The following is an 18,209-nucleotide window of genomic DNA, read 5'->3' as shown; positions in this document are numbered from 1 at the left end:
TGCCTGTTCCCGGGCGACACGACAATGGCTATCGGGCGTACGGCCCGGAGCACGTGGAACGTCTTGCCTTCATACGCCACTGCCGGGCACTCGACATCGGGTTGGCCGACATTTCCCGGCTGCTTGACTTCGTCGCCCGTCCCGAAAGTGATTGCGGGGATATCGATCGCTTGATCGACGCACAACTCGACCGCGTCCGCGCCCGGTTACAAAGTTTGCAAGCGCTCGAGCGACAACTCACCGCGTTGCGCGGACGTTGCGGCACGACGCATCTTGCGGGCGACTGCGGCATCCTGCACGAACTCGTCGCCGCCGCGCATCAGGAAGGCTGCGTTTGCCACGGGACAGCGACAGGCGGAAACCGCTGAACACCAGCCCCGTTTCATTTCCCCGCGTCGCTCCTGTCCGAGTGCAAAGGACTCGCCACGTCACTCGGCCTTCATCGGCCGCTACCGCTTCTTCCCCTTGACTCTCTCGCCCGAACACCGCGGAACGAAGCAAGCGGCCTTCACTGCTTGCTTCCCGTAGGAGGAACGTGCACGGGGCCGCTCGGTCTACGCATGAGTTTTTTCCGGCAAACGGGAATAAATCGGGATCGGGATGCGTTTACCAGGTGCAATCCCCAGTCACCCACCGTACCAACCGAAGGAGGCCACCGTGAAAAACCGTATTTCGAAAGCCGCGTACGTCGTTTGCGTTTCCCTGTTTGCTCTCGCTGGAACGATTTCCCATGCCGCGGAGGCCCCGGCGGTCGTCGGGGACGGCATCCTGACCGGCACCAACGGCATGACCTTATACACCTTCGACCGCGACGTCGCGGGGAGCAACAAGAGTACATGCAACGACGCGTGTGCGAAGAACTGGCCGCCGCTGAAGGCCAATGCAGATGGCATGAACGACGGCAACTTCAGCGTCGTCACCCGCGACGACGGTAGCAAACAATGGGCTTACAAGGGCAAACCGTTGTATTTCTGGGTCAAGGATCAGAAACCGGGCGACAAGACCGGAGATGGCGTCAATAACGTTTGGCAAGTGGCCAAACCCTGATCGCCTCTGCCTGCACCGATGGTAGACAGCCGAGCGCTCGAAGCCGAGATTCCGCGCCTGCGCCGCTACGCGCGGGCGCTGCTCGGCGATCGTTCGGCCGCCGACGATCTGGTTCAGGATACGCTGGAGCGCGCCTGGGCGCGTAGCAGTCAATGGCGCTCCGGTAGCGATCTTCGAGCCTGGCTGTTCGGTATCATGCATAACCTCCGGGTCGATCAGCTGCGGCGAGCCGCGATACCTGTGCAGCCGATCGAAGAAGGTGCGCACGATGTCCCGGTGCGCGCCACACAGAGTGATCGCCTTGAAATGCTCGACCTCGACGTCGCGCTCAATAGACTTCCCGAAGAACAACGCGAGATCATGTTGCTGGTCGCTCTTGAAGATATGAGTTATTCGGACGTTGCAACACTTCTCCAACTCCCGGTTGGAACCGTGATGTCCCGCCTGGCCCGTGGACGCGAGCGTTTACGCCAGATTCTGGCCGGGAAGCCGGGAGATTCCGTGACGCATTTGCGAGTCGTCAAATGAGTCCGCGCACGCAAATTACTGAGAGCGACCTGCATGCCTACGTCGACGGCGAACTGCCGAAAGCGGACCATGAGCGGGTTGAACGCTTTCTCCGTAGGCACCCCGGAGACGCCGACCGGATGCGGGAATACGCGGCACAGAAACGCGCGTTGAAGGCGTTGTTCGACCCGGTTCTAGAGGAGCCGCTCCCCGAAAACCTGCGTCGCCTCACTTCCCCTCCGAACCCCGAATCGCCGCAGGGGATCGCCGCCGGCTGGCGCGCGATGTCAGGTTCGCGACGGCGGTACGAATGGTGGCAACGCATCGCCGCCGCCGTTCTCGTGGCGGCAATTGGCGGCGCCACGGGCTGGTTTGCGCGCGACAGATATGCGCCAACTCCAAGCCTCGCGGCCGTGGTTCCTTTGCCACGACAGGCGGCCGTCGCACACGCCGTTTATTCGCCGGACGTGCGCCGGCCGGTAGAGGTGCGCGGCGACCAGGAAGAACAATTGGTTACCTGGCTCTCGAAGCGCATCGGGGCGCAGGTGAAGGCGCCGAAACTCGGCGGGCTCGGTTATGAACTCGTCGGCGGGCGTTTGCTGCCGGGCAATGCGGCCCCGGTTGCCCAGTTCATGTATCAGGATGCAACCGGCCAGCGGCTTACGCTGTACGTTTCCACCGAAAACGTAACCAACCGGGAAACGGCGTTCCGCTTCGCCCAAGAAGGCAAGGTCAACGTCTTCTACTGGGTCGACGGCAAGTTCGGCTACGCACTATCGGCGACGATTGGCAAAGACGAGCTCGGGCGCGTGGCGAGCGCCGTGTACGACCAGCTTGAGAGACAGTAGACGGAGCACAAAACCCGGTCTTCGGCCAAGAACCGGACGGTGCCCATCCAAGCGTTCGGCGCCATGGGTTCGGCAAGACATGTGCGATCGCCCTGCAACCTTTCTAGGCGGTCGCCAGGGTCAATGTAAAGCGGGTGACTCCTTCCTCAGACACGACGCTCACGCTCCCCCCGTGAGCCTCGGCGATCGATTTGACGATCGCCAGGCCGAGACCCGACTGTCCGCCATCGCCGCTGCGCGCAGGATCGGCCCGATAGAAGCGATCGAACAGCCGCGGCAGATGCTCCGGAGGAATCGTCTCGCCCGTGTTTGCGATATCGACGGTCACCCGTCGACCACCGGGACTTCGCACTGTCACACTCACGCGCCCGCCTGGCGGCGTATGTCGGATCGCGTTCGAGAGCAAGTTGCTGATCGCGCGACGTAGCATCAGCGAATCGCCGAGTGCGACGCCGTCGCCTGAGCACGCCAGTTCAACTCCTTTGTCTTCAGCGGCAAGACGATGAAACTCTGCGAGTTCGTCGACCAGCCCCGCAAGGCAAAGTGCTTCCCGCGTCGGCACAATTTGTCCTTCATCGGCCTTGGCGATGAAGAGCATGTCGGCAATCATCCGCGACAGCCGTTCAAATTCCTCGACGTTCGAAGCCAGTACGTCGCGGTATTCGTCGACGGAGCGCGGCCGCGAGAGCATCACCTGCGTTTGCGTCAGCAGATTGCTGACCGGCGTCCGGAACTCATGCGCAAGGTCGGAAGAAAAATCGGAAAGCCGGCGGAAAGAGGCTTCCAAGCGCGACAACATGTCGTTGAGCGTCCGTGCCAGATCGGCCAGTTCGGCCGGTACCGATTCCTCGGCGATGCGCGCGTCCAGCCGATGCGCCGTAACCGCTGCCGCTTCCTTCCGGATGGCTTGTAGCGGAGCCAACCCGCGACGGACTGCCAACCAACCAAGGAATCCCGTCAGGACCGCGGCAAAAGCAACAAACGACCATAACGTGACGCGGAACGAAGCCATGAAATGCCGATGGTGCGAAATATCGATCGCCACGCCAACAATCGCCTGCGGCGCGCCTTCGATGCCGGTCCCGGTACGTACCACCACGCCGCGGAATGGACGTCCGCTATCCGCCTGCCAAACGACCGGACGCAACGCCTCGGATTCACTCAGTGGTTTCTCCAGGAGGGCTCGGGGGAAATCCGCGCCGCTCGTCGCAAAGATCAACTGATCGTTCGGAATCTTGACCACGACCGCGAGCCCCTCGTGCCCGACAAGAGAGTCGTCAAGCTGCTGTGCCAGATGGTCGAGGTCTGCCGAGCTTCGCACCTTCTCCAACATGCGCTGCGTCAGCTTGAGTTTGCCTATCAGCACATCGAGGTCCTGCTCCTCGAAGTGCCGCTCGACTGAGCCGCCGATCAGATAACCGAGAACGAGCAGCACAATTGTCGAGCCCACGGCGAAAAGGGCCGTCAGGCGCAGGGTGATCGACATACCCCGGACGGGCCTCACCCCGCTGCCTCCAACACATACCCCATACCGCGCACGGTACGGATCAGCTTCGGTTCGAATTCGTCATCCATCTTTGCGCGCAAGCGACGCATGGCCACCTCGATGACGTTGGTATCGCTGTCGAAGTTCATATCCCACACCTGCGACGCGATGAGCGAACGGGGCAACACTTCGCCCTGTCGGCGCAACAACAGTTCAAGCAGCAAAAATTCTTTTGCCGTCAATTCGATGCGTTTACCCGCACGCGTCACTCGGCGGCGTAAGAGATCGAGTTCGAGATCGGCGGCGCGGAGTACCTCCGCCTCCTTGGCCCGGTTGCCACGCCGCAGCAGCGTACGCACCCGTGCCAACAGCTCGGAGAAAGCAAAGGGTTTGACGAGGTAGTCATCGGCACCGAGCTCAAGCCCATGCACGCGGTCATCGACATGATCGCGCGCCGTCAGAAAAAGCACCGGGATGCCCTTACCCGCGGCCCGTATGCCGCGCAAAACGCTCCAGCCATCGAGCCGCGGAAGCATCACGTCGAGAATCACAAGGTCGTAGTCGACGGTCAGCGCGTCGTGCAGGCCATCTTCACCGTCGCGTGCAAGGTCAACGACGAAGCCTGCCTCGGCCAGTCCCTGCTTCAAATAACTTCCGGTCTTCGCCTCGTCTTCGACGACCAGGATCTTCATTGCCATCTCCTTTTTGTCCCTCGGCGGCACATCTTGCTCCCCGCAACCGCCGCAGGGCGAAGATTACGAGAATGCAATCTTCCCGTCAGCTTTCTGTAGGTCTCCGGAGCGGGCAATTCGAGAACATGGAATGGGCTATCTAGAAAATGAAGGTCGCCGCACCCGTCACACAGCTGGCGATCTTCCTGCTGCTCTACCTTAACTTACGGCGCCTAACGGAAACGCTGATCGTGATGCTGTCAGTGTCGTTTGCTCTCGTCGGCGGCATCTGGCTGATGTGGGCGCTTGGATACAACCTCTCGGTGGCCGTGGCTGTTGGGTTCATCGCACCCGCCGGCGTCGCCGCCGAGACCGGAGTGATCATGCTGATCTATCTCGACCACGCGTGGGAAGAAGCCAAGGAGAAACGGCGGGTCGCCGGCCAGGCAGCGAGCGTCGGCGACCTCTATGGTGCCATCATGGAAGGCGCTGTAGAGCGCGTGCGACCGAGAATGATGACGGTCGTTGCCATCATTGCCGGCCTTTTGCCGATCATGTAGGGCTCCGGCCCGAGCAGCGAAGTGATGAGCCGGATCGCGGCGCCCATGGTCGGCGGCATGGTGTCGTCAACCGTTCTTACGCTGGCCGTCATTCCAGCGATCTACGCGCTGGTCAAACGGTGGCGGCTAAAGCGGAATCTCGAAAACTGAGTCAGCCTGTCGCGACCGGGCGGAGTCGCAGACAACTTAGTGCCGCACGCTCGCCTTTTTGAGAAGCGCCAGTACTGGTAACAAGATCCTGTTGTCAGCGACTGGCTGCAACTCCGCGGCGCCGTTGCAGCCTTGCCTGCGTGACCATCCCCGCACAAGGGGCACGGTGCGAAATCCGCGAACGGGACTCTCCGCGGAACAACAGAGAGCTTCGGCAATTCTTCGCTACCTGCGCCGAAGCCGTCTTACGCGATCAACCCTCCCGCGGTGGCTCGATGCACATTCATCTGAGATAAGAACGTAGCACCTTGACGACTTGTTCCAGGTCGGCATCCCGTTGTTCAGCGGATACGGCATTCGGCCCCAGGTGTTCGCGCATGTGCCCCTCGAGCACTTCAACCATGAGGCCGCTGACTGCCCCGCGAATAGCTGCAATCTGCTGCAGGATGGCAGCACATTCCGTTTCCTTCTCGAGCGCTTTCTCGAGCGCCTCCGTCTGCCCCTTGATGCGGCGGACGCGGCTCAACAGGTGTCTCTTGTCCTTGATGGTATGCGGCATCGGCGTTTCTCGGTACGGTACTGGGGTATAGTATATTTCCCCTATCATCTTAACGCTACAGCAAGGGTCTCTCATGTCTGCCGCCGCTTCCATCCAGCACTGGTCTCACTCGCACATATTCGATGAGGGTGACCCGCTCGCCGAACGCAATACGCGATGGGCCGTTGTCTTGACGGCGATAATGATGGTGGCCGAGATTGCTGGCGGCTGGTGGTTCAACTCGATGGCCCTTGTCGCCGACGGCTGGCACATGAGTTCGCACGCGCTCGCGCTCGGCCTGTCGGTTCTTGCCTACAGCGCGGCTCGGCGTTTCGCGAGTGACGACCGTTTCGCTTTCGGTACCTGGAAGATCGAAATCCTGGGTAGCTATACGAGCGCGCTGTTGCTGGTCGGGATCGCATTCCTCATGCTGTATCAATCGGTCGAGCGACTGATCGAACCCAAACCGATTCATTACGACCAAGCAATCGTCATTGCAATCGTTGGCCTGCTCGTCAACCTTGCTTGCGCCTGGCTACTCCGTGGTGGTCACCACCATGAGCATCACCACCACGGACACGGCGCGTCAAGCGAACACGAGCATCGTCACCACGATCTGAACCTGCGTGCGGCTTACGTCCACGTCATCGCCGACGCCGCGACGTCGGTCCTGGCGATCGTGGCGCTCTGTGGTGGAAAGTTATGGCGAGCCGGTTGGCTCGACCCGGCCATGGGTATTGTCGGATCAGTGCTGGTCGCCGTGTGGGCGTACGGTCTGCTGCGCGATTCCGGGCGCGTGCTGCTCGACGCCGAAATGGATGCACCGGTCGTAGACGAAGTCCGTGAAGTTATCGCCGCAGCCCCGTCCGAGACATCCATCTGCGATTTGCATATCTGGCGAGTTGGCAAAGGAAAGTACGCCTGCATCCTCTCCTTACTCACCTCCGGCAACCTCTCCCCGAACGACTTCAAGCGGTTGCTCAGCGTACATGAAGAACTCGTTCACATTTCCATCGAGGTGAATCACCTAGATAACCTTGCTTAAACGTCGTTTGGAAAAAACGACACGGAACGAGACGCAACGTGCAATTGCGGAAACATGGTGCTTCGCGGTGCTCTTGCTCAAGAACCGCTTGTGGCTCGCCTCCTGGCGGAACAGCCCACATACCCAATGGATGCCGCCGCACCTAGCGGGATTGTTTGCTAGGGCCTTCCCAATTTTTCCTCACAAGTCACCGCGCTCGACACAGCTCCGGTTTCGACTTTCTCAGAGAACACGAAGTACACGCCCATCGCCATGGTGAGCACCTTCACAGTGTCCGCTCATCCACTCGGCCCTCAGGAAAGTCTTCTCTGGAATCCCTTGCGCCTGATCACACCTTTGTGGCCCCCCCTACCGTGCGTCGGATAGCTTTACACAAGTTAACGCAAGCTGAAATCAATCGAAGAAAAAAACTTTAAGTTCAATACGTTATTTTATCGGCACAAAACGTGCTTAGAGCGGCACAGAACAACGAGGCTTACCGCCGGTTCTGCTCACAAGTTCAACAATAAGTGGAGAATCATCATGAAGTTCCATAAGTACGTTTCCGCCATCGCGCTTGCTGCCCTGATTGCCCCGGCACACGCCGCAATCGAATACTTCCCGCAAGCGTCGCTCACACCCAGCACTCAGCTCTATACCGATACGATCGGTGGAGGCATCGGGTCTGTCGTCGTCATGACAGGGGGTGGAAACGCCAATGGCGCAGGAAACCCTTCCGGCCGCAACGATGATGGTTTCAGCGGACCGATCAACTTTGGCTACACGCTCTCTTTCTTTGGTAACAACTACACAAGTTTCTACGCCAACAACAACGGCAACATCAGTTTCTCTGGCGGTAACTCGGGTTACGTTCCCAACGGCCCGATTGGTGCGACGTTCCCGACGATTTCGATTTGGTTCGGCGACGTCGACACGCGCAACCCGTTGAGCGGTGTGCTGCATATTCGTCAGGACACCCCGAATCAAACAATCCTGACCTGGGATCACGTCGGCTACTACAACGACCGCGGCGATAAGCTGAACACGTTCCAGATGGTCGTTCGCGGTTCCGGCTACGACATTCCGAGCGGGGAAGGCGCGATCGGTTTCTTCTGGCTTGGAATGCCTTGGGAAGCCACGGGCACCAGCCAGACGGCAGCGGTTGGTTTCGGCGACGGGCAAGGTAACGGCGTGGTCCTGCAGGGATCGACTACCGCTGGCCTTAACAATGCCGTTGCGTACCACAAGACCTGGTTCACGGCTGGCCTCACCCCAGTATGCGGCGTTCCCGGTACGCCGGCTTGCGAAAACGGGGTTCCGGAGCCCGGATCGCTGGCTCTCCTGGCGGTTGGGATTATCGGTCTGGGGGTAATCCGCCGTAGGCGTAGCGCTTAACTAGCCACCGTAATCGAAAACCTGAAAGCCGCCGCAAGGCGGCTTTCTTTGTTTACACCTGCCTGCTTTGTTGAAGTCACACGCCTTGCCGCAGATCGATTTTGTTCTACGTTGAAACTTGGCGAACGCTTTGTTGATCAAATCTTCGCGGCACATAAGCCTTTGAGACATGTGCCGGTTCGTGTCTTGTCGCCACAGCACCGATCGCGAGGAACGTATGAAACGAGCCGCGCTATATAGCCGTTCTACCCGGAGCCGCGCGGCCATCCCCGATGCCCCGGCACTCCCTCTTACTGATGAAAGCGTGCCTGACAAACGCGCTTGGCGGAAAAGGTTCGCTCGGTTCACTACGGGTTACCGGATTCCGTTGATCTTGCTCGCCGTAGGTGTCGCCGGAGTGTGTGGTGGGCTCTTGCAGCGGCAACTCGCGGAGCCTGCGGCGATGGTGATCACCCAGGAACACATCGATCAGGCGGTAAGGCGTTCCCTTGAGGAGAAGCCATTGCCGGCCCAATCTGCAAAAGCATTTGAAGCGATCCGGCCGTCGGTCGTCCGCGTCGTCGGCGCGAACCATCCGGAAGCGACGGGATCGCTGCCCGACCCGGCCGGCAAACCGGTCGGAAAGAAGACCGGCAAGGCAAAAGACGCGGGCGAAAGCGAAGGGGCATCCATCGGTACGGGTGTGGTGATCACCGAAAAGGGCGCGATCCTCACCAACCTGCACGTCGTCTCAGGGACGAGCCGCATCACGGTTACGTTCGCCGACGGCACAGAATCGGAAGCAGCCATCGCCGGTGTCGACGCCGACAACGATCTCGCTGTGCTGCAAGCCCAGAAATTACCAGACGATCTGCAACCGGCAACCCTCGTCACGACCGGCGACCTGCGCCCGGGGGACGAAGTCGTTGCCGTGGGCTTCCCCTTCGGTTTTGGCCCCTCGGCGTCTGCTGGTGTCGTGTCCGGCCTTAAGCGTGAGTTCCGGTCGACGGGCGGGCAACGCGTACTGAGCAACCTTATCCAGTTCGACGCCGCGGCGAATCCGGGCAACTCCGGTGGCCCGTTGGTGAATTCGCAGGGCGAAGTCCTCGGCATCGTCACGGCAATCCTCAATCCGCTGCAACGAGGCTTTTTCGTCGGACTCGCTTTTGCCGTGCCGATCGAGAATGCCGCCGCTGCTGTCGGCGTGCATCCGTTCTGAACCGGCTAACCTCTCCAGGAAGAGACATGGAAACGAAAGAGCTGACGACTCGTGGCGACGTCGCCACTTTGATGGAACAGGTGTTGTACGAGGTCAAAAAGCTGATCGTCGGCCAAGACGCTTTCCTGGAGCGGGTCATGGTAGCGATCCTGGCGCAAGGTCACCTGCTCGTCGAGGGCGTTCCCGGTCTCGCCAAGACGCTGACGGTGAAGACGCTGGCTCAGACGATCAACGGCGGATTCAGGCGCATTCAGTTCACCCCCGACCTCGTACCGGCAGACCTGGTCGGTAACCGCATCTACAACCAGAAGACCGGCGAGTTCTCGACGACGCTCGGGCCGGTCTTTACGCACCTGCTTTTGGCCGACGAGATCAACCGCGCTCCGGCCAAAGTGCAGAGTGCGCTACTCGAGGTGATGCAAGAAAGACAGGTGACGATCGCCGGCGAAACTCATGTCCTGCCAGCCCCCTTCCTGGTCATGGCGACGCAGAACCCGATCGAGACGGAGGGGACCTACCCACTGCCCGAAGCTCAGGTCGACCGCTTCATGATGAAAGTCCTCGTCGGCTATCCAACACCGGAAGAGGAATTCGTAATCGCCCAGCGGGTAACTGGCGAGGCTCCGGTCATCTCGGCCATCGCCACGACCGAACAACTGGCGGCGCTACAAGCCGAATGCCGGCGCAGCTTTGTCGAACCGGCTCTCGTGCAATACGCCGTGCGCCTGGTTTGCGCCACACGCGAACCCGCGCGTTACGGCCTCCCCGAACTCGAACCGTGGTTTACTTTCGGCGCCAGCCCGCGGGCGACCATTTGTCTCGTTGAGGGCGCGCGCGCGCTCGCCTTCCTGCGCGGCCGAGACTATGTTCTACCCGAAGACATGACCGCCATCGTTCCCGACGTACTTCGTCACCGGCTGGTGCTCTCCTATCAGGCACTCGCCGACGGAGTTACGGCCGACGCCGCGATCGCCCGCTTGATGCAGCACATCCCCGCGCCCGCGAAGGCGCTTGCCCCTCATGCAACCGCCGAACGAGCCAGCGTCCCGGCCTGACGCCGAGCAACTGCTCTTGAGGCTCGAGTGGACGGTAATCCGCCGTCTTGATGGGCTGTTGCATGGCGACTACCGGAGCTTTTTCCGCGGCCCTGGTCTGGACCTCGCCGATCTGCGCGAGTATCAGTACCACGACGACGTGCGCCACATCGACTGGAATGTCACCGCTCGCATGCAAATGCCGTACGTCAGGGAATTCAACGAGGATCGCGACCTCACTGCCTGGTTTCTCCTCGACCTTTCCGCATCTGTCGACTTCGGTGCGCGGGTCAAGAAGCAGGCCGTGTCGGCTGAATTCGTGGGCGTACTCGCACGCTTGTTGACGCGACACGGGAACCGGGTCGGCGCCTTATGCTATGGCAACAGCGTTGACACGGTAATTCCCGCGCGTAGCGGGCGTCAGCAGGTGCTGCGCATCCTGCACACGTTAACCACGCGACCGGTGGTCACGCCATCGCCGACCCAACTCGGAACGCTGCTTGTGCACGCCGACCGTATCGTACCGCGTCGCTCGCTGGTCTTCGTGATCTCCGATTTCATCAGCACGCCGGGTTGGGAAAAGCCGCTCGGTCAACTCGCAAGGCGGCATGAGGTAATTGCCGTACGGCTCTCCGACCCGCTTGAACACGATCTTCCGGATCTCGGAATGCTACTCTTCGAAGATGCCGAGAGTGGACAACAGCTGACCGTCGACACCCATGATCGCCGGTTCCGGAGGCGTTTTGCTGAGCTCGCCGAGGAACGCGAGGTGATACTGAGGAATCGCTTTGCCGATGCTAACGTCGATGCACTCGAACTGTCCACCGAAGGCGATCTCCTCGACGCCCTGCTCCGATTTGCCGACCTGCGCGAGCTACGCAGCCGTGCCTCGTCCGGTGGCGGACTGCCCGCCCATATCCAGCCGATCGCAAATCCCCAGCCGGCCAGCGCCGGCCAAGCAACCGAGGTGCGGCGATGATGACGTTCGAATGGCCGTTGATGTTGTGGTTTCTGCTCGCCCTGCCATTGCTTGTAGTCCTCTACATCTTCATTCTGCGGCGCCGCAAACGGGCGGCCGTCCGTTACGCGAATCTTGATCTTGTGCGGGCGGCCATCGGCGCCGGCAGCCATATCCGAAGACACGTTCCGCCAGTGTTGATGCTGCTCGCGTTGGCCGCCGTGCTGCTCGCGGCAGCGCGCCCAATCGCGACGGTGACGCTGCCCACGCAGCAGGAAACGATCATTCTCGCCATGGACGTCTCCGGCAGCATGCGCGCCGCCGACGTGCAACCTAATCGCTTGCAGGCGGCGCAAGCCGCGGCAAAGTCTTTCGTCGCCGAGCTTCCATCGCGAACCAAGGTCGGGGTCGTCGCGTTCGCGGCCACGGCGTCCGTGGTACAGGCACCGACGCTTTCCCGCGAAGATCTCGTGGCGGCCATCGATCGCTTTCAGCTACAGCGGGGTACCGCCACGGGAAGCGGCCTGATCGTCGCCCTGGCGACGCTGTTTCCGGACGCCGGGATCGATGTCGGCCAGTTCATCTACGGGCGCTCGAAGCAGGACGAGAGCCGTAGCGGCCCGATTGGCGAACCCGGTAAACCGAAGGAGCCATTCAAGCCCGTCGCTCCAGGCTCGAATGCCTCGGCGGCCATCATTCTGCTCAGCGACGGTCAGCGAACGACCGGCCCGGATGCCGTCGATGCCGCGCGCATGGCGGCGGATCGGGGCGTACGGGTCTATACGGTGGGCGTGGGTACCAAGGAAGGTGAAACGATCGGGTTCGAAGGCTGGTCGATGCGCGTCCGGCTGGACGAGGAAAGCCTGAAACGTGTCGCAGAAATGACGCGTGGCGAGTACTTCTACGCGGGCAATGCGGTCGATTTAAAGAAAATCTACCAATCGCTCAACGCGCGCATCGCTTTCGAGAAGAAACAGACCGAAGTGAGCGCGCTCTTTGCGGCAGCCGGCGCGCTACTGGCAACGATCGCCGTATTCCTCTCGCTTTGGTGGTTTGGCAGAGTACTGTAGGAAGTGGCCGTTGTACCCGATAGCGCCGTCACGTTGGCGCTAACCAGATCATTGAAGCCATGCGCCCCGTCTGCCCATCCCGCCGATAGGAAAAGAAGCGCTCGGCTTCCGTGACGGTGCAATAGTCCCCGCCGTAGGCGCGGACCACGCCGACCTGTGCCAAACGCTGGCGGGCCAAGAGGTAGATGTCGGCAAACCATTTTCCGGGAACTCCCGGTGTGAAAGCGGTTGAAGCAGACGGATCTCGGGCGATGAATGCAGCGCGCACCTCGTCGCCCACCTCAAATGCCCTGGGACCAATGGCCGGCCCAAGATAAGCAAGGATTTCCTTTCCGCCTGTCGCCATCGCCACCACCGTCGCCTCCAGCACCCCGGCCAACAGCCCCCGCCAACCGGCATGCGCCGCCGCGACGACATGGCCGTCGGCGCTACAAAACAGAACTGGCAGGCAATCGGCCGTCATCACGGCGCAGGCCGAACCGGGCTGACGCGAGAAAGCCGCATCGGCGTCCGGGGCCGGAGCTGTTTTGTCGAGAGCGGCGGCATCGACCACTCGAATACCGTGAACCTGGTTGAGCCATATGGCCGGAACGCCAGGCGCTGCCAACACTCTCCTACGATTCTCGGCAACGGCAAGCGGATCGTCACCAACATGCAGGCCGAGATTGAGGCTGGCGTACGGTCCCTCGCTCACGCCACCCTGGCGAGTAGTAATCAGAGCACGGACGCGTTCAGGTGCCGGCCAATCGGGCTCGATCCAGTGGCTATTCGACATCGTCTTCGTCGTCAATGTCGTCGGTATCGTCAGCCTGCGCGCCTTCGTCTCCGTAGGCGTAAATGATTTCTGGGCCGTCCTCGAACTCGTCCTCCCATTCCTCGGCAGCCGCTTCGGCGGCTAAGCGAGCCTCAAAGGCGAGTGAACGCGCCACCTCGATCAATTCGCTCATATCGTCGGGCAACTCCGAACGCCACTGCATCGATTTTGCGGTTATCGGATGAATCAGCCCCAACTTTCGGGCATGCAAAGCCTGGCGATGGAACTCGGGACCGCGCGGCACACGACTCGCGCCCCCTCCGTAGACCGGGTCGCCGACCAGGGGGTGTCCAATGTGCGCCATGTGCACACGGATCTGGTGCGTTCTTCCGGTTTCCAACGCGCATTCGACGAGGGTGCAATCCAGGAAACGTTCGACGATCCGGTAATGGGTTCGCGCCGGTTTCCCCGTGCGCACAACGGCCATGCGGGTACGCTGCGTCGGGTGCCGACCGATGGGTGCATCGACGCTTCCTCCCCGTTCAAGGTTCCCGCGCACCAAGGCCTGATAGTAACGTTTCACGGTCCTCGCCTGGAGTTGGCGCACGAGATTGGTCTGAGCCTCAAGCGTCTTTGCCACCACCATCAGTCCTGTGGTGTCCTTATCGAGCCGATGAACGATGCCGGCGCGCGGAATGTTCTTGAGCGCCGGTGCATGGAAGAGCAAGGCGTTGAGCAAGGTGCCGTGGCGGTTGCCGTTGCCCGGATGAACGACGAGGCCGGCGGGCTTGTCGATCACGATAAGCGCTTCGTCCTCGAACACGATGTCGAGCGCAATATCTTCGGGTGCCGAGGACTCGGCATGCTCGTCGGGTCCCTCGATCAAATCGATCGTCTCGCCGCCCCACAGCTTGTGTTTCGGCTCGCAGACTGCCACGCCACCGACGCTGACTCGCCCTTCACGTATCCAATTCTGTAGCCGGCTACGCGAATGCTGCGGCCGTAATTGGGCAAGCGCCTGGTCGAGGCGTAACCCGGCGCACGCCGCCGGCACGGTCAGGGTCAGCCTTTCGTTTGCGCTATAATCGTCGCGCTTTTCGTGGCTCAGGTCGGAAGCCTGTGGCGCAAGGCCCTCGGTTTTCTTTTGCGGAACTCTCATCATGCGTAGTTTAGCGGTTATCGCAGCGCTTTTAGTCTCCACGCTCCTCGGCGGTTGCGGATTACTGCCCGAAGTGAAGGACGAAACGGTCGGCTGGTCGGCTAATCGGCTGTATTCCGAGGCCAAACAGGCGCTCGATGAAGGAGCGTACGACAAATCGGTGAAGTATTTCGAGAAGCTCGAGTCCCGCTACCCCTACGGCCGCTTCGCGCAGCAGGCCCAGATGGACATTGCCTACGCCTACTATAAGGACAAGGAAACCGCGTCGGCGCTGGCGGCTTGTGAACGCTTCATCAAGCTGCATCCGAACCATCCGAACGTGGACTACATGTACTACCTGCGCGGCCTGATCAACTTCAATGAAGACCTGGGCTTGCTCGGCCACGTCAGCCATCAGGACATGACCGAACGCGACCCGAAAGGCGCCCGCGAATCGTTCGAGGCCTTTCGCGAACTGGTGACGAAGTTCCCGGAAAGCAAGTACACGCCGGACGCCGTCCTGCGCATGAAATACCTCGTCAATTCGCTGGCGCTGCTCGAAGTACACGTCGCGCGCTACTACATGAAGCGTGGCGCCTACGTGGCAGCCACCAATCGCGCTCAGTTCGCGATTCAGAACTACCCGGAAGCACCGGCGATCGAAGAGGCGCTCTTCATTATGGTCAAAGCATACGATCTGATGGGAATGAACGATCTGCGCGACGACGCCGAGCGTGTCATGCGCAAGAATTTCCCCAATAGTGTCTATTACACGCGCGGTCTGGAGCAGGCCAAGGAAGCGTGGTGGCGATTGTGGTAAATCGCGGGTCGTGATAGATGTGCCCGACACTTGGTGGCGGGCGCAAAAACGGTGTCTGAACGTGGTGGCCGGTTCGATCGACCACCACTTTTTTTGTCAGTACACGGCGCCCACTCAGGTGGACTGCTTGATCGCCAGCACCGCCTGATTTCGCAGGGTGCGCAGCAACGATAGTTCCTTTTCCGGGATCACAATCTCGCCGGCAAACTCGCGGTCGGCGTAGATCATGGCCACGGGGTTGCCTTTGATACAGAGCGGGAAGATAACGAAGGTTCCCGCGTTGATTCCGCGCCGATACCACTCGGGAATACGCGAAGATATCTTGGTATCGCGTGTGTCGCTGATCAGGATATCGACGCCTTTCGACAACGCCGCGTGGAAAATGTCGGGCGTGAAGTCCAGCCCGAAATTGAAGCGCTTGGCGATATCCTGCGCATCCGGACCGAAGCCGAAACGGCCAATCATCATCTTGCTGCGCGGATCGCGCACGCAAAGCACCACACGATTGAATCCCTTGGCGCGATACATGGTTTCGAGAATGATGCGCAGCACATCGTTGAGCTTGAATCCCTCGACGAGGGTGTTGCTGATGTCCTGAATACCGGCCATCAGGATCACTTCCGGGTTTCCGGTTTCCGCGGCGGCACCTGGTTCGCTGTCGCTTGCTTCTGCAGGAGCGGGACTGCCTGGCGCTCCCGCGGGTACCACGTCGGACAGCACCGTCTCGGCGCTCACACCAGGAACAGAAGCGACGGGTTCCGTCAATGTCGTTGCCCCGGGCTTGGTGTTCCACGCCTTCATCTGCTTGCCGAAGGCAGACTGCTTCAGGTTGATCCCAATGATGCCGGCAAACTGCGCGACTTCACTGAACGACTTTTCCATCGTCTCGCGTAACGCCTGTTCACTGAGCGGAATGTTCTCGCCGAAGCGAGCCGTCAGTTGCCGCAGCCCTTTCTGCCGCTGTTCCGGCTCCAAATCCGAAATCATCGAGCAGAGCTCATTCGAAAAATCGGAAAGCATGCGCATCCGCTCTTCAGACGTATTTGCCTTCCTTACGTTTCCGGCCGGAAGCCGGCGCATGCTGTTAACGATCAGATTGGGAAAGCCCCAGGTGCGCGCAATACCGATCCCAAGATCCTCGAACGTGATACCGAGCACGCGAAGCGTCGCAACATCTTCGCTGCACGACTCCTGCTCCATCGTGCGGCGAATCTCCTCGCTCTCGTCGGGGAAATAGAATTGACTCAACAACCGCCCTAGGTTGTGGAACATCGAGCAAATAAAAACCTGTTCGATGTCGCGTACCGACGCTTTCTCTCCAATGCTGCGCGCCAGGATTCCCGAAAGGTTGGCGCGCACGAACTCTTCCTTCAGATGTTCAGCGTTCGCCTTATTGCGCAGATGCTCGAAAAGCATCACGGTGATCGCGATATTGCGCACGGCATCGAAACCGAGAACCAGCACGGCGCGGGAAATCGTACTGATGTTGCCGCCCCCCGCCTGTCTGAAATAGGCGGAATTGACGAGGCGGAGAATCTTGTTGGTCAGCGAGAAGTCGCGCAGGATCGAATTTGAAAGATTCGAAATGCTCTCCTTGTCTGAATCCGTGATCTTGTTGATTGTGCTGACTGACTCCGAAAGCGCCGGAAAGTCGCTCTTGTGCCGCATCCTGCGCAGAAGGAAATCGATAGTGCTCTGCTTGGCGTCCTCTGAAACCCCTGGCTCCTCAGGCTTCAGATAGGCATCGAGCGCTTCTCGCATCTGCACCACGGAGGCATAGCGCTGTGCCGGGTCACGCGCCACCGCTTTGTACAGGATGCTGGCAAGCAAGTCGTCGATCTCTGCTCCGATACCGGCCGGCAGCTTGACGTCTTCGTTGGCGACCCGGTTCATCACCTCATAAACCGAGTTGCCATGGATCGCTTGCTTGCCGGTGAGCATCTCGTAGAAGACGAGCCCAGCGGCGAAGACATCGGTACAAGCATTGCTCTCGCGGCGCTCGATGTACTCGGGAGACATATAGCACGGCGTTCCCATGAACGCCTGAGGATCCTCAACCTGCGCATCAACACGGGTCGCGATGCCGAAATCCATCACGCGAGGCGTACCGTCCTTGTCGATCAGGATGTTGTTCGGCTTCAAGTCCCGGTGGATGATCCCCGCCGCATGAGCATGCGCCATGGCATCAAGTACCGGCCGCAAAATGGAAATCGCCTTGACCGGGGTAAGTCGCCCGTTCGCGCGCAGAAAATCGCCAAGGTTCTGGCCGGGAACATACTCGAAAACAAGATACAGGTCGCCCTGCTCCTCACCCGCTTCGTAGATCGGGACGATGTTCGGGTGGCGCAGCTGGCTGACGGTACGCGCCTCGGCAAGAAGTTGTTGGTTCTTCTTCGGATCGGGGCGCGAAAAGTGGACGGTCTTGATCGCCACTTCGCGCTGCAGTTGAGGATCGCGGGCCAGATAAACCACGCTTTGGGCACCCCGGCCCAACTCGCGGATAATCTCGAAGCGACCGATCTGACTCGCCATCCCGTCCCCGTTCAAAGTGTCTTTTAGCCCATTCTAGCAGGCGGGCGTTCACTTCTCGCGTGTGGGTTTTTCGTTTTCTCTTTCCAGCCAGACAAGGCGTCCGGCACCGTCGACACCGCCATACACGATGGCCGCTTGTCCATATTCCCGGGCCAGCGTCTGCAGCGCCGAGGATTCAACATCGAAAACGCAGAACCCGGCTTCGTCGGGCCAGTTGCCGGAATCCGCCACGTGGTGCGTAGGCATTTGGCACCAACCGCGCTCTAAAAGCGCTTCTCGCAGCAATAGATTGCGCGCCTCATTGAGACAGGGGAGGAGTTGTCTCCCAGGGTTGCAAGCCGTCACGATCCCCCAAGTGCTGCGGCCTCGTCGTGCCAGCCACGAGGCGAAGGCGGGGTGAGACTGCCCGATCCGGAGCGAGAAAATCTCCTTGCCCGTATCGATACAATAAGTCGTCGCATGAAAAGCGGCTTCTAGCG

General features: G+C 60.4%; 18 protein-coding genes and 1 pseudogene. 12 read left to right on the top strand and 7 right to left on the bottom strand.

Going from position 1 to position 18,209, the window contains the following annotated elements:
- The 4 genes from NZ453_RS20315 to NZ453_RS20300 all read left to right on the top strand — a co-directional run.
- The coding region (locus NZ453_RS20315) for a MerR family DNA-binding protein (protein ID WP_263772739.1) at nt 1-368 on the top strand (368 nt) is incomplete at its 5' end.
- Between the two features lie 289 nt (nt 369-657).
- Entirely contained in the window at nt 658-1,047 is a 390-nt protein-coding gene (locus NZ453_RS20310; protein ID WP_263771433.1) for a COG4315 family predicted lipoprotein, read from the top strand.
- 18 nt (nt 1,048-1,065) lie between these two features.
- Entirely contained in the window at nt 1,066-1,575 is a 510-nt protein-coding gene (locus tag NZ453_RS20305) for an RNA polymerase sigma factor (RefSeq protein ID WP_263771432.1), read from the top strand.
- On the top strand, nt 1,572-2,402 hold the full coding sequence (locus NZ453_RS20300; protein WP_263771431.1) for an anti-sigma factor family protein: 831 nt from the start codon (nt 1,572-1,574) through the stop codon (nt 2,400-2,402). The genes NZ453_RS20305 and NZ453_RS20300 overlap by 4 nt, the downstream gene beginning before the upstream one ends.
- Before the next feature lie 103 nt (nt 2,403-2,505).
- Here NZ453_RS20300 and NZ453_RS20295 read toward each other — a convergent pair whose 3' ends face one another.
- Nucleotides 2,506-3,906, bottom strand: a complete 1,401-nt coding sequence (locus NZ453_RS20295; protein WP_263771430.1) for a heavy metal sensor histidine kinase — start codon at nt 3,904-3,906, stop codon at nt 2,506-2,508.
- The gene (locus tag NZ453_RS20290; RefSeq protein ID WP_263771429.1) at nt 3,903-4,580 is read right to left on the bottom strand and encodes a heavy metal response regulator transcription factor; all 678 of its coding nucleotides are present in this window, start codon (nt 4,578-4,580) and stop codon (nt 3,903-3,905) included. Before NZ453_RS20290 ends, NZ453_RS20295 begins: the two co-directional genes overlap by 4 nt.
- Before the next feature lie 107 nt (nt 4,581-4,687).
- Between NZ453_RS20290 and NZ453_RS20285 the strand changes: the two are divergent.
- Nucleotides 4,688-5,269 (top strand): annotated as a pseudogene (locus NZ453_RS20285) (efflux RND transporter permease subunit); the annotation flags it as partial.
- A 283-nt stretch (nt 5,270-5,552) separates the two neighbouring features.
- Here NZ453_RS20285 and NZ453_RS20280 read toward each other — a convergent pair.
- Entirely contained in the window at nt 5,553-5,828 is a 276-nt protein-coding gene (locus NZ453_RS20280) for a metal/formaldehyde-sensitive transcriptional repressor (protein WP_263771428.1), read from the bottom strand.
- Nucleotides 5,829-5,901: 73 nt separating this feature from the next.
- Here NZ453_RS20280 and dmeF point away from each other — a divergent pair, with 73 nt between their 5' ends.
- The 6 genes from dmeF to NZ453_RS20250 all read left to right on the top strand — a co-directional run bounded on the left by dmeF (nt 5,902) and on the right by NZ453_RS20250 (nt 12,486).
- The gene (dmeF, locus tag NZ453_RS20275; protein WP_263771427.1) at nt 5,902-6,852 is read left to right on the top strand and encodes a CDF family Co(II)/Ni(II) efflux transporter DmeF; all 951 of its coding nucleotides are present in this window, start codon (nt 5,902-5,904) and stop codon (nt 6,850-6,852) included.
- Nucleotides 6,853-7,374: 522 nt separating this feature from the next.
- The gene (locus NZ453_RS20270) at nt 7,375-8,226 is read left to right on the top strand and encodes a PEP-CTERM sorting domain-containing protein (protein ID WP_263771426.1); all 852 of its coding nucleotides are present in this window, start codon (nt 7,375-7,377) and stop codon (nt 8,224-8,226) included.
- Between the two features lie 373 nt (nt 8,227-8,599).
- Complete coding sequence (locus NZ453_RS20265; protein ID WP_263771425.1) at nt 8,600-9,424, top strand: S1C family serine protease; 825 nt, start codon at nt 8,600-8,602, stop codon at nt 9,422-9,424.
- A gap of 26 nt (nt 9,425-9,450) precedes the next feature.
- Nucleotides 9,451-10,479, top strand: a complete 1,029-nt coding sequence (locus NZ453_RS20260; RefSeq protein WP_263771424.1) for an AAA family ATPase — start codon at nt 9,451-9,453, stop codon at nt 10,477-10,479.
- Nucleotides 10,445-11,437, top strand: a complete 993-nt coding sequence (locus NZ453_RS20255; protein ID WP_263771423.1) for a DUF58 domain-containing protein — start codon at nt 10,445-10,447, stop codon at nt 11,435-11,437. Before NZ453_RS20260 ends, NZ453_RS20255 begins: the two co-directional genes overlap by 35 nt.
- Nucleotides 11,434-12,486 (top strand): VWA domain-containing protein, encoded by a 1,053-nt coding sequence (locus NZ453_RS20250; protein ID WP_263771422.1) that lies wholly within the window; start codon nt 11,434-11,436, stop codon nt 12,484-12,486. Before NZ453_RS20255 ends, NZ453_RS20250 begins: the two co-directional genes overlap by 4 nt.
- A 28-nt stretch (nt 12,487-12,514) precedes the next feature.
- On the opposite strand, the gene pgeF is transcribed toward NZ453_RS20250, so the two are convergent.
- The gene (gene pgeF, locus NZ453_RS20245; RefSeq protein ID WP_263771421.1) at nt 12,515-13,261 is read right to left on the bottom strand and encodes a peptidoglycan editing factor PgeF; all 747 of its coding nucleotides are present in this window, start codon (nt 13,259-13,261) and stop codon (nt 12,515-12,517) included.
- Nucleotides 13,251-14,399, bottom strand: a complete 1,149-nt coding sequence (gene rluD, locus NZ453_RS20240; RefSeq protein WP_420851671.1) for a 23S rRNA pseudouridine(1911/1915/1917) synthase RluD — start codon at nt 14,397-14,399, stop codon at nt 13,251-13,253. The genes pgeF and rluD overlap by 11 nt, the downstream gene beginning before the upstream one ends.
- 1 nt (nt 14,400) lies before the next feature.
- On the opposite strand from rluD, the gene NZ453_RS20235 reads away from it, so the two are divergent.
- Entirely contained in the window at nt 14,401-15,198 is a 798-nt protein-coding gene (locus NZ453_RS20235) for an outer membrane protein assembly factor BamD (protein ID WP_263771418.1), read from the top strand.
- Nucleotides 15,199-15,312: 114 nt separating this feature from the next.
- Here NZ453_RS20235 and NZ453_RS20230 read toward each other — a convergent pair whose 3' ends face one another.
- Nucleotides 15,313-17,730, bottom strand: a complete 2,418-nt coding sequence (locus tag NZ453_RS20230; protein ID WP_263771417.1) for a serine/threonine protein kinase — start codon at nt 17,728-17,730, stop codon at nt 15,313-15,315.
- Between the two features lie 48 nt (nt 17,731-17,778).
- The gene (locus NZ453_RS20225) at nt 17,779-18,075 is read right to left on the bottom strand and encodes a DUF3293 domain-containing protein (protein ID WP_263771559.1); all 297 of its coding nucleotides are present in this window, start codon (nt 18,073-18,075) and stop codon (nt 17,779-17,781) included.
- Nucleotides 18,076-18,209: the final 134 nt, after the last annotated feature.

The organism is Propionivibrio soli (assembly GCF_025770765.1).
Taxonomy (GTDB): Bacteria; Pseudomonadota; Gammaproteobacteria; order Burkholderiales; family Rhodocyclaceae; genus Propionivibrio; species Propionivibrio soli.
This window is presented reverse-complemented; position numbering and strand designations above follow the sequence as displayed.

Coding starts and splice junctions, on each gene's coding strand:
- NZ453_RS20290 (WP_263771429.1), bottom strand. CDS start 4,580: ATGAAGATCCTGGTCGTCGAAGACGAGGCGAAGACCGGAAGTTATTTG.
- NZ453_RS20255 (WP_263771423.1), top strand. CDS start 10,445: ATGCAACCGCCGAACGAGCCAGCGTCCCGGCCTGACGCCGAGCAACTG.
- NZ453_RS20270 (WP_263771426.1), top strand. CDS start 7,375: ATGAAGTTCCATAAGTACGTTTCCGCCATCGCGCTTGCTGCCCTGATT.
- NZ453_RS20250 (WP_263771422.1), top strand. CDS start 11,434: ATGATGACGTTCGAATGGCCGTTGATGTTGTGGTTTCTGCTCGCCCTG.
- NZ453_RS20280 (WP_263771428.1), bottom strand. CDS start 5,828: ATGCCGCATACCATCAAGGACAAGAGACACCTGTTGAGCCGCGTCCGC.
- NZ453_RS20305 (WP_263771432.1), top strand. CDS start 1,066: ATGGTAGACAGCCGAGCGCTCGAAGCCGAGATTCCGCGCCTGCGCCGC.
- NZ453_RS20235 (WP_263771418.1), top strand. CDS start 14,401: ATGCGTAGTTTAGCGGTTATCGCAGCGCTTTTAGTCTCCACGCTCCTC.
- rluD (WP_420851671.1), bottom strand. CDS start 14,399: ATGAGAGTTCCGCAAAAGAAAACCGAGGGCCTTGCGCCACAGGCTTCC.
- pgeF (WP_263771421.1), bottom strand. CDS start 13,261: ATGTCGAATAGCCACTGGATCGAGCCCGATTGGCCGGCACCTGAACGC.
- NZ453_RS20230 (WP_263771417.1), bottom strand. CDS start 17,730: ATGGCGAGTCAGATCGGTCGCTTCGAGATTATCCGCGAGTTGGGCCGG.
- NZ453_RS20300 (WP_263771431.1), top strand. CDS start 1,572: ATGAGTCCGCGCACGCAAATTACTGAGAGCGACCTGCATGCCTACGTC.
- NZ453_RS20260 (WP_263771424.1), top strand. CDS start 9,451: ATGGAAACGAAAGAGCTGACGACTCGTGGCGACGTCGCCACTTTGATG.
- dmeF (WP_263771427.1), top strand. CDS start 5,902: ATGTCTGCCGCCGCTTCCATCCAGCACTGGTCTCACTCGCACATATTC.